Source organism: Algoriphagus sp. (assembly GCF_024305035.1).
In the GTDB taxonomy this organism is placed as follows: Bacteria; Bacteroidota; Bacteroidia; order Cytophagales; family Cyclobacteriaceae; genus Algoriphagus.
On the sequence record NZ_JAMWZB010000051.1, the window covers coordinates 1 to 14,665 of the forward strand.

Here is a 14,665-nt window from a genome sequence, read left to right on the forward strand (position 1 = left end):
CCGCTAAAAAACAATTATAAACAGATGAAATCGAGCATGACTAAAGCGACACACAAAGGGATGATTATAATCAATGCGAAGATTCCATATGACCGCTAAAAAACAATTATAAACAGATGAAAAGCCTTTTTCTCAAAGAAATCAACGCATTTTTCGGTAGCCTTTTGGGCTTCTTGATTTTGGCGATGTTTTTGGTGGCTATGGGCTTGATCGTTTGGGTATTTCCCGAAACCAGTGTCTTGGATTATGGTTACGCGGATTTGGAACCACTTTTCACCTATACTCCTTACGTTTTCACATTTCTGATCCCCGCACTTTCGATGCGGGCAATCGCGGAGGAGCGGAAAAACAATACCTGGGAATTACTGAGAACTTCCCCGCTATCCTTGGTTCAAATCATCCTTGCCAAATACCTGGCCTTACTGCTGTTGATTTTATTGGCGGTGATTCCAACGCTTGTATATTATTTCAGTATTTTACAGCTGGGTGATCCTGCGGGAAATCTGGATCAGGCTGGCTTCTTTGGAAGTTGGATAGGCTTGCTGATGATTGGAGCGGTATTCGGAGCAGTGGGTATTTTCTCCTCTTCACTCAGCTCTCAACAAGTGGTAGCCTTTGTTATGGGCGTATTTCTTTGCTTCGTGTTGTATTTTGGGTTTTCCGCGCTAGCCGATCTTATTTTGGGTGACTGGGGATATTGGGTTGAAGAAGTTAGCTTGAGCTTTCATTACATTAACCTAAGCCGAGGAGTGATAGATTCTGGCGATGTTTTCTTTCTGATCGGGATGATTTGGTTGTTTTTAGGATTGTCGGTTTTAGTCTTAAAAAATAAATGAAAACACTGAAACAACATGCCCTTTTACGCTTTGGTATCCTTTTAGCAGGACTGCTGATACTTTTTATTCTAGATCAATTTGTCAATTTTCGAATAGATCTAACGGAGGAAAAACGCTACTCCATTCATCCTGCCACCGAAGAAATTCTCTCCCAAATTGAATCGCCAGTCCATGTAGAAATCCTCCTTAAGGGTGATGATTTACCCGGCGGAATGCGCCGATTGCAGCGCTCCATTGAGGAAACTGTACGAACGTTTAATGCCTATAGTCCCGAAAAAATCACATTTTCTTATTTTGACCCACTCAGTATTCCTGAGGCAGAACAGGAGGAATTTATCGTAGAACTCGCCAATTATGGCATCAATCCCACTAACCTTCGGATCCGACAAACCGGGGGACAGCGGACCGAGTTGGTATTTCCCGGAATTTTGGTTTACAATGAGGAATATGAAACTGGCGCACTGGTTTTAAAAGGAGAAATGGGCATGAGCGAAGATCAAATCCTCAATCAGTCTATTGAAAATCTTGAATTTGAGCTGGCCAATGCTATCCGAAAGTTGACCGAATCGGGTGATAATGCCTTGGCAATGATTATGGGTCATGGTGAAATGAGCGAGGATGAAGGTTATGGGTTAGTCGAGGCGCTTGATGGAGATTTTGAGGTATTTAAGGTGCCCCTTGAGCAAGCCCGAACAGTGGAAGATTTGATCAATTTTAAAATTATTGTTATCCAAGGGCCGTGGGAGTCCTTTTCAGAGCGCGAAATTTACCTGCTCGATCAATATGTCATGCATGGAGGGAATTTGGTTGTGCTTACAGATGGGGTAGCGGTCGATGTTTCGCAGGCGGGTGGAGACAATGGAACCTTGGCCATGCCCCTTGAAAATGGATTAGAAAATCTTCTTTTCAAATATGGCATTCGAGTCAACAAAGACTTGATTCAAGATTTGAATTTTGGCTATTTCCCGGTCATGGGAGGAAATTACGGCGATCAGGATCAACTAGTGCCCTTGCCTTGGCCTTTTTATATACAATCCACTCGGATGCAAAGCCACCCGATTACCAAAGGTTTGGATGTCGTGTATTTGCGCTTTGCCAGTAGTCTGGACACGGTAATGGCCAAAGGAATCAAAAAAACACCTTTGCTTTTCAGTTCTGAAAACTCACGGATTTTATCGGCTCCGGCACGGGTGGCATTTCGGGATATGGAGCAAGAACCTGATCTAGCGAGCTACAATCAATCCAAACTACCGCTTGCGTATTTACTGGAAGGAGAATTCACTTCATTGTACAAAAATCGCTTTCTTCCCGAGGGATTTGACCAAGAGGATTTTAAAGAAAGTGGAGCAGGAAAAGTCGTAGTAATTGGAGATGGGGAGATTTTTCAAAGTCAAGTTGACCCTATGACAGGGAGCCCTTTGAGCCTGGGTGATGATCCATTTAATCAAGTGATTTTTGCAAATAAATTATTCCTGCGAAACCTCAGCCAATATCTGATCAATCCCGAGGGAATTATAGCCAGCCGAACACGGACGTTCCAAATCCGCCCACTCAATCGTGCCAAAATCGCCCAGCAAAAGAGCTATTGGCAGCTTATCAATGTTTTAGGACCTGTTTTTACCCTATTGCTCATCGGCTCGGTGATATCCTTTATCCGAAAAAGAAAATACTCAAAAAAATAAATGAAGGAAAAAAGCCCAAATAGATGCAATTTATTTTATTTCAAAAGCCATTTCCTCCCCATGCAATTGGATTTTATTTATAAATTTACCCCCATTCAAAAAGTAAAAATCAAATAAGCCCTACGATATGAAATTTATTGTTTCCTCTTCTGCCCTTTTGAAGCAGCTTTCGGCAATCAATGGAGTGGTCACGACCAACCCTGTGGTGCCCATCTTAGAAAATTTCCTTTTTGAGATCAAAGATTCCGTTTTGACGATTACCGCATCGGATCTGCAGACCTCCATGATCACTGAAATTCACGTGGAGGCAAAAGAAGATGGAAACATCGCTGTGCCTGCCCGAATCCTGATTGATACGTTAAAAAATCTTCCTGAGCAGCCGGTAACATTCAGCATCGATCACGATACCTATGCAGTGGAAATCAGCTCTGACAATGGCCGCTATCGACTAGCTGGTGAGAATGCGACCGACTTTCCAAAAATCCCGACCGTCAGCAATGCAACCACAGTTGACATGTCCACTGAAGTGCTATCAAGCGCGGTTTCCAATACGATTTTTGCGACGAGCTCCGATGAACTCCGCCCAGCGATGACCGGAGTTTATATCAATTTGAGCGAAACCAATACTACCTTTGTCGCAACTGACGGGCATCGACTCGTTCGTTATCGCAGAGTGGATATTGCTTCACCAAATCCGGCGAGTCTGATCATCCCCAGAAAGGCACTCAATTTGCTGAAATCCACACTTCCGTCAGAAAATGTTCCCGTAACTGTGGAATTTAATCAGTCCAATGCCTACTTCAAGTTTAACAGCATCAAAATGATCTGCAGGCTGATCGATGAGCGATTCCCCGATTACGAAAATGTGATTCCTGCAGACAATCCAAACATCATGACCATTGATCGTCAGGATTTGTTGAGCTCGCTGCGTCGAATCGCAATTTATGCCAATAAGACTACGCATCAGGTTCGCTTGAAATTGACCGGTTCGGAATTGATGATTTCTGCAGAAGATCTTGACTTCTCCAATGAAGCGAATGAGCGCCTTTCCTGCGAACACGATGGAGAGGATATTGAAATTGGGTTCAACGCTAAGTTTTTGGTCGAAATGCTCAATAATCTTTCTTGCAAGGAAGTCAGCTTGAAATTCTCCGCACCGAATCGTGCAGGTTTGATTTTGCCTGCTGAGCAAGATGAAAACGAAGACATCCTGATGCTTGTAATGCCAGTGATGCTAAATAATTACGTATAAAAATCCACCACCCAATACTTCAAAAGCCCGGATGAAATTCTGGGCTTTTTTATGGGTCAAAACAAAGGACGTGTACCCTTCGATTCAAAATCACACTTTATCTAACTAAAACGTGAAATAAATCACATAATACGAACTTAAAGTGTGATTCAACTTTTTATTCTCGAATTTTAAGTTTAGGCTTTCAAACTCATTTTCAAAAAATCACCTGTTCGATCAGCCAAAAACAAGGGAATATTAATTAAGCCATCTTGTAATTTTAGGTTCCTCATTGAATACCTTACTTTCAGGATTGGAGAATTTTCCTGACTGTAAACAGAAAGGCTTTTGCTTCGGATGTTTTCTGCTGACTTGACTTCTATCGGAATAAGTGAATTTTCAAACTGAAGTACAAAGTCCAACTCAGCTTTTCCATTTGATGTCCAATAAACCGGGTCAACTTCAAAATGGTTTAAAAGCGTTTGGAGGATGAAATTTTCGGCTAAAGCACCTTTGAATTCGGTAAAAAGATCTGTTGGATTCAAAATCATTGTAGCACCTAGATCTGCCTTTTTACGCAATAAGCCCAAATCCAAAAAGTAAATTTTAAATGCCGATAAATCCCGGTATGCCGAAAGAGGTATTCCAGTTTTTGTAATTCTTGAAACTTTATAAACCAAACCAGCTTGAATCAACCAAGTTAACGCATCTTCATATTCTCTTGCCCTTGCTCCTTTCTTAACGACTTGGAAGAGAAATTTTTTATTTTCTTTAGCCAATTGAGAAGGAATTGAGTCCCATATATATGAAATTTTTTGGATGTCTTTTGTCGGCACATGTTTTGAAAAATCGAGTTGATAGGCATAGTTTATATTCGCCAATATTTCCTCCACTCGACTTAAATCTCCGGTTTCCACCATTTCTCGCGCAGATTCCGGCATCCCTCCACAAATCATAAATTGGCGAAAACTATCTGTAATCCGATTAAAAAAATAATCGGGAATAGGTTCTAAAGCCTCTATTCCCTGAATATAGAATGCCATTTCCTTGTCTTTCTGAACCAAAAACTCAAGAAATGTTAACGGGAAAATTTCCAAAAATTCCACCTTACCTACCGGAAAAGAAGAAGTGTTTCCCAAAGTGACCCCCAAAAGCGATCCCGCTCCAATCACATGAAATGGATCAGAGGACTCTTCAAAATACTTGAGGGCATTTAACGCTTCTTTGCATTCTTGAATTTCGTCAAAAATGATCAAGGTATTCCGGACGTCGATGGAAAAACCTATGACCAAAGAGAGGTTTTCAATTATCCGTTTTGGATCTTTTGTCAGTTCAAAAAACTGCTTAATATCAGGCTGCCTGTCAAAGTTGAAATAGGCAACTTTTTCATATGCCCTATCCCCATACCATTTAAGAATAGAAGTTTTACCTACTTGTCGGGCGCCTTTCAGCAGGAGAGGTTTTGGCTTAGGTCTAGATGACCAAGCATTTAATTTTTCAACAATATTTCGCTCAAAAAACATAAAATCACATGTTATCTAACAAAAATGTGAAAATTTTCACATAATCATACCTTAAAGTGTGATTTTGAGTGACTTTTTTAGAATCTACTTTTCAATTTACTCTTTACAACTTAGGGAGTCGCGCATCCTATCGTTAGGCTTTCTATTCACCAACCCCTCAGTCACCTCATTCATCGCTTTAACTTTATATTCAAAATCTCCCTTCAGGGTAGCCCGATAGGCATTTAAATTTTCCAGCAAATCATCGATTTCCTCAGGAAGCACTTCCTCAAGCAATTGTCGAAGTCGCTTCGCCGTCGTTGGTGATTTTCCATTGGTAGAGATGGCAATTTTGAGATTTCCTTTGGTCACAATTCCACCCAGATAAAAATCACAGAGTTCAGGCGTATCTGCCACATTGACCAACAAAAAGCGCTCCTTAGCCTCATTTCGGATTTGTCGGTTTACCTTTTTATCGTCCGTTGCCGCGATCACGATGTGCTTTCCGCCCAAGTACTTTTCTTGATATGAATCTTCGATCAGGGTAACCGTTTCCTTTCCCTCTGCTAATTTTAAAAACTCAGGGCGGAAAAATTTGGAAACCACAGTCACTTGGGCTTCTGGACTTGACTTAAGCAGGAATTCCAGCTTTTCGGTAGCCACAAAGCCTCCACCGATGAGCAGAACGTTGAGCTGGTGAACTTTGAGGAATATGGGGTAGAGATGGTTCATCATTTTAAGAATCAAGAATTAAGACAAGAGAATCAAGATTTTTTGAAAACACACTGTATTCATGAGACTTCAGCTGTCCTGCTTTTCTAGAAGCAGGACCTGTATACTATCCAACTACGTAACTAACGGGTTTACTGAAAATGCTGCTTCTGGAGAAGCAGCATAACTCGGACATCTTTGGACGAATTGCGCTAAAATTCAATCGTATTTCGCAAAGGATTTTACTTATTGCGACTGCAAACTGACCACGGATATGGCTTCCCGATACACCTCAGCCAATCGCAAACTTTCCCGTACCACTTCGCCAATGATGATAATTGCAGGTGCTTCGACCTGATTTTCTAATGCTTTTTGCTCGATGTCCTGAATGTATCCAGCCGTAATTTTTTCTTCCCGAGTAGTACCACTTTGGATAATGGCAATCGGTAGGTTTTCCTTTCTAATTTTTCGATAAGTCTCAGTAATTTCACCCAGCTTTTTGGTTCCCATCAGGATCACCACCGTAGCCGTACTTTGGGCTGCCAAGGCCAGGTCTTGAGAAAGTTCACGGGAAGATGTTGTCCCGGTAATCACCCAGAAACTTTCAGAAATCCCTCTTTTGGTCACTGGAATCCCTGCACTTGCTGGTACGGCAACGGCCGAAGAAATCCCTGGAACTACCGCTGCGGAAATCCCGAAAGTTTCGATGTAATCAACCTCTTCTCCTCCCCGGCCGAAAACAAAGGGATCTCCACCCTTTAAGCGGACAACATGTCCGTGCTTTTTGGCTAATTCCACACAAAGTTGATTCGTATCTTCTTGAGGAGTGCTGTGCTTGCCCAACCTTTTCCCAACAAATATTTTCAATGCCGATTTGGGAGCATGCTTGAGTAAAACCGGATCGATCAGTGCATCATAAAGCACGACATCGGCGGTATTTAATGCCAAAATGCCTTTTAAAGTAATCAATTCCGGATCTCCAGGGCCCGCACCGACGAGTGTCACTTTTGGAGTTATATTCGATCTCATGCTTCCACCTCCTCTTCTCTATACCATTTCAATAACTGATAAATCTCCAAGGCCTGCTTAGCATAAGCTTTTGCAAATTCCTCCGTCGGTTCATTTTCATTGATCTGATAGACTTTTTCTGCAAAAGTTCCCGATAGCTTTATTTTTCCATTTTCAACAAAATTCTCATCAAATAACTTAATGATATTCGCGTAGCTATTGGTGCTGATATCCTCGCTGAGCAAAAGTGCTTTTGCAGCATTGATCAAGCTTGCATAGTGATGATAAATGCTATCTGACCAGCGTTCCTCTCCGAGTGATTCCTGACCGAGATCCAGCTTTTCCTTTGCCTCCAAAAGCAAGGTTGCCACCAAATCAATCACCACTCCTGCGCATTCGCCAACCCCTACAGCCACTTGGTAATCTTCCTGTCTCCCCCAATCAATCCGGTCCGAATCCACCAAACCAGCCGGGTCCGCCAATTCTTTGAGCAAGTCATAAAAATACATTTGTCCTTGCTGGTCGTAATAGGTGAGAAAATCCAAGCCCTTTCCGTTTTGCTCAAAATCATCCAACAAAACCCGAAGTGCCTGAGGACCTCTTTTGCTTGGGATTTTGGTGACTTTATCAGCAAATCGACCATTTCCATCGCCGAGATTTCCTCCGCCTAAGAGCACTTGAAGTGCTGGAAAAACCGTTTTCCCTACACGCATAGACATCCCCTGAAAACCAATATGAGCCATATTGTGCTGCCCACAGGCATTCATACAGCCCGAGATTTTAATAACCAAATCCTGGTTTTTCAAGAAATGAGGATAATCCTGTTCAATGACTTTTTCGAGCTCTACGGCAATTCCAGTCGAACTCGCTATTCCCAAATTGCAGGTATCTGTCCCCGGGCAGGCCGTAATATCTCCGAGGGAATTGTATCCGTGCTGAGCCAAGTTGATTTTTTTCAATTCCTGATAAAAGAAGGGGATCAAATCTTCCCGGACATCCCGAATCAAAATATTTTGCCGAAGGGTAAAGCGGAGTTCCCCTGCTGCATAGTTCTCCACCAAATCTGCCAAAGGTCGGGCTTGATCCAGGTAAAAATCTCCCAAAGCCACGCGAACACCGATGGAAAAATACCCTTTCTGCTTTTGCTCCAGGACATTGGTTAGCTTCCACAATTCGAAATCCAATCCCAGCTCAGCTGAATCGACCTCTACAGTGGGAGGATTGGGAAGTGTTTTTTCTTCCTCATGTTCAAAATCAAGCGGAAAGGATTTAAAGGGAAGGGCTGCCTTCTCCTTTTCCACCAAATCCAAGAAGGTCTCAATACCAAGATCCTTGATCAAAAACTTCATCCTTGCCTTATTTCTCCTAGCTCGCTCCCCATGCCGGTCAAATATCCGCAATACCGCTTCGATAAATGGAATCAATTGATCGGTCTCCAAAAACTCGCTGATCAAATCTGCATGTCGCGGCTGCGAGCCCAACCCCCCACCGAGTAAGACTTTAAAGCCACGAACTTGTTGCCCATCCACTTCTTTGATTTTTGGGATAAAGCCCAAATCATGCATGTAGGCCAATCCCGTATCTTCAACAGAAGAGGAAAAAGCCATCTTAAACTTTCGGCCCATTTCCTGGCAGACTGGATTTCTCAGAAAATACCGAAAGGTTGCATCCGCATAAGGAGTCACATCAAAAGGCTCCTTTGGATCTATACCCGCAGTTTCGGAGGCAGTAACATTTCTGACGGTATTTCCACAAGCCTCACGAATCGTCACATCATCCCGCTCCAATTCTGCCCAAAGCTCAGGAGTACGATCCAAACTGACATAGTGAATCTGAATATCCTGACGTGTGGTAATATGAAGACGACCAATGGAATATTCCTCTGATACCTTACAAATTCTCCGCAATTGTGCCGAGGTGGCCCGTCCGTAAGGAAGTTTGATCCGGACCATCTGCACGCCCTGCTGCCGCTGCCCATAGACACCTCGAGCAAGGCGAAGGCTTCTGAATTTTTCCTCATCGATTTTTCCTTCGCGAAAAAGAGCGATTTTACGATCCAATTCGATGATGTCCTTTTCTACAATGGGGTTTTCCAGTTCGGTTCGAAAACTTTGCATAGCGTAATAGGTTTATTTCCCTATCGGGAAAGTAGGTTATAGGTTCTTAGAAAAAGCCTGGAGGTTAGTCGAGGCTAATATTTTAGTATCCTGAGCACAAGTCTGAAGACTTAGCCAGTTCAATCGACTATTCAATAAATCCCACGGACACCGTATCATAACTCCCCTCATCAATCAGAATAAAAGCCCCATTGGACTTGGATTGATGGTAGGAGTCAAAATGAATCGGTTTGCTCAATCGGAAATGTACCTTTCCGATATCATTGAGCTTGAGCTGATCGGTTTCCTCAGTTCCTGAGAAATCTGCATGAACCTTTCCCTCGATTCGATCCACCTTGGCCAAAACACGATTGACGCCGTGTTGGAGAGTATATTTTTGACCCACCTGTAGGGGTTTGGAATTGACCTGACAAATCGTCGCCGAAAGTAATTTCTCGCTTTGGGGAGTCTCCCCACTTTTGACAATCATATCTCCCCGACTGCAATCTACTTCATCGGTCAAGGTCAACACTACAGAGGAACCCGGTGCGGCAGATTCCAACTCCTGATCAAAGAAGTGGATGCTTTTGATCGTAGATTCATTTCCGGATGGCAATACAGTCACTCGGTCTCCGACAGACAGGGAATTGCCATACAATTTCCCCGAAAACCCACGAAAATCATGATAGGCTTCGGTTTTTGGCCGGATCACCAACTGTACCGGAAATCTCGCTGCAGCGCTTTCTTGCAAATCTTCCGGCTCCAACACCTCCAAATGATCCAAGAGTGTGTTACCGACATACCAAGGCATGTGTTCGGATTTACGCGTGACATTCTCTCCTTTCAAAGCCGAAACGGGGATAAACGTGATCTGCTCTTCGCCAAAATTGCTTTTGGCCACTAAGGCATCAAAATCAGCCTTAATTTTCAGAAACGTATCCTCACTGTACTCAACCAAATCCATTTTGTTAATCGCTACGACCACATGGCTCATCCGAAGCAGATTGGCGATAAAAAAGTGACGATAAGTCTGCTCGATCACCCCTTTTCTGGCATCAATTAAAATAATGGCCACCTGTGAAGTAGATGCTCCTGTTACCATATTCCGGGTATACTCCACGTGTCCTGGAGTATCGGCTACGATAAAGTTGGTCTTGTCGGTATTGAAGTAAATATGTGCCACATCGATGGTGATTCCCTGCTCCCGTTCTGCCACCAAACCATCAGTAGCCAAGGAAAAATCCAAATAATCATAGCCTCGTTGCCGGGAGCTTCTTTCTATCGCCTCAATTTTGTCCGTGGTCAACGATTGCGTATCGTAAAGCAATCGTCCGATCAGGGTACTTTTACCATCATCCACTGAACCTGCTGTGGCGATTTTAATGAGTTTTCGGTTTTGTATGTTCATTATCTTACCTTTTTGAAATACTGTAGAAATAAGTTGAAATAAGGCTCACTTCCTTTGATGATATAGTTAACTCAGGTTAAACCGAGTATTTCGTCCCGCTTGGGGGAGCTATTTCCACTGTATTTCAATTGTGTTTCTATTTTAATTTAAAGATTGCTTTGTCGTCGTACCTCCTCCTCGCAATGACGTGCCAAATCAAAAATATCCGACTTTTTTCCTGGTCTCCATTGCAGCTTCTGAGCGTTTATCGTCAATGCGGGCACCACGTTCCGATAGGGTGGATAGACGGATTTCATTCACCACGTCATCCAAACTCACCGCTTCTGAAAGCACTGCAGCGGTACAGGTCATATCACCCACCGTACGGAATCTTACCCATTTTTCAACTACTTCCTCATGGGCTTCACGATATACATGTTCATTGGCTGTCCAGATCAATCCATCCCTAAAAAACACCTCGCGTTTGTGTGCAAAGTAGATACTCGGAATAGCGATATTTTCGGTTCGGATGTACTCCCAAACATCAAGCTCCGTCCAATTGGATATTGGAAACACTCGCACATTTTGTCCCACATGAATTTTACCGTTGAGCATATCAAACAGCTCGGGGCGCTGATTTTTTTCGTCCCACTGGCCAAAATCATCCCGTACGGAAAATACCCGTTCTTTGGCACGGGCTTTTTCTTCATCTCTTCGGGCTCCACCAATGCAGGCGTCAAATTTGAATTCCTCAATCGCATCCAAAAGCGTAGTAGTCTGCAGGGTATTCCGGCTGGCATAGCGTCCTTTTTCTTCGCGAACTTTCCCTTGATCGATGGAGTCCTGTACATTTCGAACGATCAACTCCAAGCCCAATTCCTTCACCAATTGGTCTCGGAACTCGATGGTCTCCGGAAAATTATGGCCAGTATCCACATGAAGGAGTGGAAAAGGAATTTTTGCCGGAAAAAAGGCCTTTTGTGCCAATCTCACCAAGGTAATCGAATCTTTCCCTCCAGAAAAAAGCAGTACCGGGCGCTCAAACTGTGCGGCCACCTCACGGATAATCTGAATAGATTCTGCTTCTTTGGGGTTAGGTGTTAATAGGTTCATAAGAAATACGATTAATAGGTTGGACCGTCATTGCGGGGGCCCAAACGATCATTCTTTTTATTTTAATTTAGTAAACTGGCCCAAAGCCCCTCTTTGTCGACTTTTTACAAGGAGATGGTCTGCGCTCTGAGAGATTGCTCCTTTCCTGAAAGAAGTTTGGGACAGGTTGCTTCTCCTCGAAGTGACGGGTCATCGACTATGCAAGCCACACTCCTTTTTGGATTCCTCCCACCACCAGCGGCCTGCCCGGGCATCTTCTCCTGGAAGAATTGCGCGCGTACAAGGAGCACAACCGATACTGATAAATCCTTTATCGTGAAGAGGATTGTATGGAATCTTATGGTTCTTGATATAAGCCATCATCTCTTCAAAACTCCAATCCAACAGCGGATTGTATTTCAAAATCTGATTGGCTTCATCCCATTCGATTCGCTTCATCGCACTTCGATTGGCACTTTGCTCGGCCCGAAGACCGGTAACCCATACTTCATTCCCTTCCAGAGCTCTTTTCAAAGGCTCTACCTTTCGGACAAAACAGCAGGATTTTCGATTTTCTACCGACTCATAAAATCCATTGATTCCAATATCAGCTACTAGTTTTTCAACAGCAGCGGTATCGGGATAATAGACTTTGATACGGGTTTTGTACCTGCTTTCAGTTCGGGCCAATAGTTCCAAAGTCTCCGAAAATAACCTTCCCGTATCCAGCGAAAAGATCTGGATCGGAAGATTCTGTGAAGTAATCAATTGGGTAATTACCTGATCCTCTTGACCGAGTGAAGTGGAGAAAACCACTTTCCCAGGGAAAAGATCCGCAATCAGCGCCAAGCCTTCTCCCGCAGTCAACTGCTCCAATCGCTGCTCAAGATCGTGCATATTCTTTTTCTGCATCAGCTGTTTTGGTTTTGGTCGCGGTCTCCCACACCCGCTCATGGAGATAGTAAAGGAGAATCTTGGAAACTACCTCTACCGAACCGATGGACAAAGCCATCGTCAGCTCTCCAGTAACAAGAAAGGAAATAATAATCGTATCAATCGTGCCCACAATCCGCCAAGAAATCGACTTGAGCAAACTCTTCAGGTTGCTGTCTTTTCCCGGCTTGCTTTCGAAGGCTTTTTTTAGTGGTTGGTCTAGAATCATAAGCTTTACACGAATTGTAAAAGCAAAAGTATATAAACCCTATCATTTTTATAGACTTTATAGGGAAAAAATTTTGTTAAGTTTTTAAAATATCTTCTAAAGTCTTGTTTTCCAGTATTTTAAGGGTTTCATCACGAACTTGAATCATGACCTTATTGATGCCGCAGGTGGCTTCATCTTTACATTCTGCACAAGGTTCGTAGTAGTTGAGGCTGACACAGGGGAGAAGCGCGATGGGTCCATCTAGGAGTCGGATGACTTTGGAAAGCGGGATATCCTTGGGTTCCTTGATCAAATAGTAACCGCCGCCTTTACCTTTTTTACTGCCAAGAATGCCGGCTTTTTTAAGTTCGAGCAGAATATTCTCCAGAAATTTATGGGAGATACCATGATCCTCGGCAATATCTTGGATCAAGACGGTCTTCTCATCCCGATGCTTGCCTAAATAGGTGAGAGCATGCAGGGCGTACTTGGTCTTTTTGGAAAGCATAAACAAAAATAACCCAATTCTTGGAATAGCCTAGTACGGGGGTGGGGAATAAAAATCTTCGACGATTTAACAAGTAGTAAATTAATTTTTGCGTTTTGCCAAAATCCAACTAATCATTGAAAACCTCTTTTTTTACTTTTAGAAAGGTGAGCACATACGAGTCTTCACCTAATTCGTATTGATTCTCTTCTACGAATTGATGGAGATTACTATTCGGTTCTGAAGACATACCGATTTCAAATTTTTCTAAATAATTGGCCAAAAACTTAGCTGAAGGCATATAGAAACCAATTCGATTATCATCAGAGAACCAAGGAACTGTTTTTATGGGCATTCGATCAATGTCATTTCTGATTTTGTAATAATGTCCCTTCACATTAAAATTTTGATCCAAAAAAACTTGGTGACTATACTTATAACCTGTACCGAAGGTAGCCAAATAACCTCCCTCTAAAGGGAAAAATGAGCCAATTCCTAAAGAAACTAAATTCTCCTTCATTATTTTAGCATCTTTTTCTTCAGGTGTCAATTTTGATTGCTCCTCTATACTTAAATACTTATCGCCAAAATCAAACTCAACTAAATCCTTTATTTCCCCCTTAGAATCGAAGAAAACAATGCGCGTAGAATAAGGAATCTTGAATAAAATGCTTTCGCTATTTGTGTCGATCATAAAACTATTAATATCAGAAAAAACCACATCTTTGATGAAAGTCTTAGAGGGAACTATAGGAATGATTTGGTTATTTTCTATCCTGTAAAAGTCAAAATCACCATGTTCTCTAATATTTTTTGAATAATGAAGCTCAAGTTTATCATTTTTAAAAAAGTAACTTGTCCTGACCCTAGACTTTTCCTCCTGAAGGTAATTCCCTTGTCGATCATAAAACAAAAACTTTGAAAGCATTGGATCTTTGACAATAATTTCATTATTAGAAAATTGAAAATCCTCAGTTCGTTGAAATTCACCTGGTCCTCCGCCACTGGCGACAAGCTTAAAGCGCGGATTTCCTTTTAAATCAAAAAAAACATATTGTTCTGCACCTGTATCTTCTATTCCCATCAGGTCACCAGAAAACTTAAATTTATAGGGTCTTACTAATGGAAATTCATCGGAGTTTTTCAACAAAACATATTCTATACTTTCATAGAGCACACTTAATTTTGCATCTTTCGCATTTTCTACCTGAATCTCTATAGTTTGATCGGAGGTTTTTAATTCAGTTGGTTCAGTACAGCTGATAATCGTGACTAAAAAAATATAAAACCAGAATTTTTTTCTCATAAAAGGTAATGTTTTAAGGTAAAGAGGCTGCTTATGTAGCAGCCCCTAGTTTAAAATAATTCCCTATTGAATAGAGGCCTCCCCATATCCTGGACATAAGGTCTGGGCAGGTTCGCTACATCCAATATACGTATCCACCCCACCAAGTACATCTTTCATAGTTCCCCTACCAGCTGTAGGTTT

Annotated in this window: 13 protein-coding genes; 3 read left to right on the forward strand and 10 right to left on the reverse strand. The window is 42.3% G+C overall.

Annotated features, from left to right (window positions below; all coding sequences use genetic code 11):
* Positions 1–116 precede the first annotated feature (116 nt).
* From gldF to dnaN, 3 genes are all read left to right on the forward strand, one after another.
* Positions 117–836, forward strand: a complete 720-nt coding sequence (gene gldF, locus Q0L00_RS18985) for a gliding motility-associated ABC transporter permease subunit GldF (RefSeq protein WP_297338475.1) — start codon at positions 117–119, stop codon at positions 834–836.
* A complete protein-coding gene (gene gldG / locus Q0L00_RS18990; protein WP_297338476.1) occupies positions 833–2,518 on the forward strand; it encodes a gliding motility-associated ABC transporter substrate-binding protein GldG in 1,686 nt (561 codons plus the stop codon). The genes gldF and gldG overlap by 4 nt, the downstream gene beginning before the upstream one ends.
* Positions 2,519–2,645: 127 nt before the next feature.
* Positions 2,646–3,770 (forward strand): DNA polymerase III subunit beta, encoded by a 1,125-nt coding sequence (gene dnaN / locus Q0L00_RS18995; RefSeq protein ID WP_297338477.1) that lies wholly within the window; start codon positions 2,646–2,648, stop codon positions 3,768–3,770.
* A gap of 176 nt (positions 3,771–3,946) precedes the next feature.
* Here dnaN and Q0L00_RS19000 read toward each other — a convergent pair whose 3' ends face one another.
* The 10 genes from Q0L00_RS19000 to Q0L00_RS19045 form a co-directional block, all read right to left on the reverse strand.
* Positions 3,947–5,272, reverse strand: a complete 1,326-nt coding sequence (locus Q0L00_RS19000) for an AAA family ATPase (RefSeq protein WP_297338478.1) — start codon at positions 5,270–5,272, stop codon at positions 3,947–3,949.
* Positions 5,273–5,368: 96 nt separating this feature from the next.
* Complete coding sequence (locus tag Q0L00_RS19005; protein ID WP_297338485.1) at positions 5,369–5,983, reverse strand: bifunctional precorrin-2 dehydrogenase/sirohydrochlorin ferrochelatase; 615 nt, start codon at positions 5,981–5,983, stop codon at positions 5,369–5,371.
* Between the two features lie 225 nt (positions 5,984–6,208).
* Positions 6,209–6,991, reverse strand: coding sequence for a uroporphyrinogen-III C-methyltransferase (gene cobA, locus Q0L00_RS19010; protein WP_297338479.1), 783 nt, complete (start codon positions 6,989–6,991; stop codon positions 6,209–6,211).
* The gene (locus Q0L00_RS19015; RefSeq protein WP_297338480.1) at positions 6,988–9,087 is read right to left on the reverse strand and encodes a HEPN domain-containing protein; all 2,100 of its coding nucleotides are present in this window, start codon (positions 9,085–9,087) and stop codon (positions 6,988–6,990) included. Before Q0L00_RS19015 ends, cobA begins: the two co-directional genes overlap by 4 nt.
* A gap of 127 nt (positions 9,088–9,214) precedes the next feature.
* Positions 9,215–10,474 (reverse strand): GTP-binding protein, encoded by a 1,260-nt coding sequence (locus tag Q0L00_RS19020; RefSeq protein ID WP_297338481.1) that lies wholly within the window; start codon positions 10,472–10,474, stop codon positions 9,215–9,217.
* Between the two features lie 195 nt (positions 10,475–10,669).
* Entirely contained in the window at positions 10,670–11,566 is an 897-nt protein-coding gene (gene cysD, locus Q0L00_RS19025; protein WP_297338482.1) for a sulfate adenylyltransferase subunit CysD, read from the reverse strand.
* 189 nt (positions 11,567–11,755) lie between these two features.
* Positions 11,756–12,457 carry a phosphoadenylyl-sulfate reductase gene (locus tag Q0L00_RS19030; RefSeq protein ID WP_297338483.1) on the reverse strand — a complete coding sequence of 234 codons (702 nt, stop codon included), beginning with the start codon at positions 12,455–12,457 and terminating at the stop codon, positions 11,756–11,758.
* Positions 12,429–12,707: a DUF2061 domain-containing protein gene (locus Q0L00_RS19035; RefSeq protein WP_092791843.1), complete on the reverse strand. Its 279-nt coding sequence runs from the start codon at positions 12,705–12,707 to the stop codon at positions 12,429–12,431. Before Q0L00_RS19035 ends, Q0L00_RS19030 begins: the two co-directional genes overlap by 29 nt.
* 76 nt (positions 12,708–12,783) lie before the next feature.
* Positions 12,784–13,197 carry an Rrf2 family transcriptional regulator gene (locus tag Q0L00_RS19040; RefSeq protein ID WP_297338486.1) on the reverse strand — a complete coding sequence of 138 codons (414 nt, stop codon included), beginning with the start codon at positions 13,195–13,197 and terminating at the stop codon, positions 12,784–12,786.
* 109 nt (positions 13,198–13,306) lie between these two features.
* Entirely contained in the window at positions 13,307–14,482 is a 1,176-nt protein-coding gene (locus Q0L00_RS19045) for a 6-bladed beta-propeller (protein ID WP_297338484.1), read from the reverse strand.
* Positions 14,483–14,665: the final 183 nt, after the last annotated feature.

What these genes read in the sequence shown, in the direction of transcription:
- gldF (WP_297338475.1), top strand. Translation starts at nt 117, where the DNA reads ATGAAAAGCCTTTTTCTCAAAGAAATCAACGCATTTTTCGGTAGCCTT.
- gldG (WP_297338476.1), top strand. Translation starts at nt 833, where the DNA reads ATGAAAACACTGAAACAACATGCCCTTTTACGCTTTGGTATCCTTTTA.
- dnaN (WP_297338477.1), top strand. Translation starts at nt 2,646, where the DNA reads ATGAAATTTATTGTTTCCTCTTCTGCCCTTTTGAAGCAGCTTTCGGCA.
- Q0L00_RS19000 (WP_297338478.1), bottom strand. Translation starts at nt 5,272, where the DNA reads ATGTTTTTTGAGCGAAATATTGTTGAAAAATTAAATGCTTGGTCATCT.
- Q0L00_RS19005 (WP_297338485.1), bottom strand. Translation starts at nt 5,983, where the DNA reads ATGAACCATCTCTACCCCATATTCCTCAAAGTTCACCAGCTCAACGTT.
- cobA (WP_297338479.1), bottom strand. Translation starts at nt 6,991, where the DNA reads ATGAGATCGAATATAACTCCAAAAGTGACACTCGTCGGTGCGGGCCCT.
- Q0L00_RS19015 (WP_297338480.1), bottom strand. Translation starts at nt 9,087, where the DNA reads ATGCAAAGTTTTCGAACCGAACTGGAAAACCCCATTGTAGAAAAGGAC.
- Q0L00_RS19020 (WP_297338481.1), bottom strand. Translation starts at nt 10,474, where the DNA reads ATGAACATACAAAACCGAAAACTCATTAAAATCGCCACAGCAGGTTCA.
- cysD (WP_297338482.1), bottom strand. Translation starts at nt 11,566, where the DNA reads ATGAACCTATTAACACCTAACCCCAAAGAAGCAGAATCTATTCAGATT.
- Q0L00_RS19030 (WP_297338483.1), bottom strand. Translation starts at nt 12,457, where the DNA reads ATGCAGAAAAAGAATATGCACGATCTTGAGCAGCGATTGGAGCAGTTG.
- Q0L00_RS19035 (WP_092791843.1), bottom strand. Translation starts at nt 12,707, where the DNA reads ATGATTCTAGACCAACCACTAAAAAAAGCCTTCGAAAGCAAGCCGGGA.
- Q0L00_RS19040 (WP_297338486.1), bottom strand. Translation starts at nt 13,197, where the DNA reads ATGCTTTCCAAAAAGACCAAGTACGCCCTGCATGCTCTCACCTATTTA.
- Q0L00_RS19045 (WP_297338484.1), bottom strand. Translation starts at nt 14,482, where the DNA reads ATGAGAAAAAAATTCTGGTTTTATATTTTTTTAGTCACGATTATCAGC.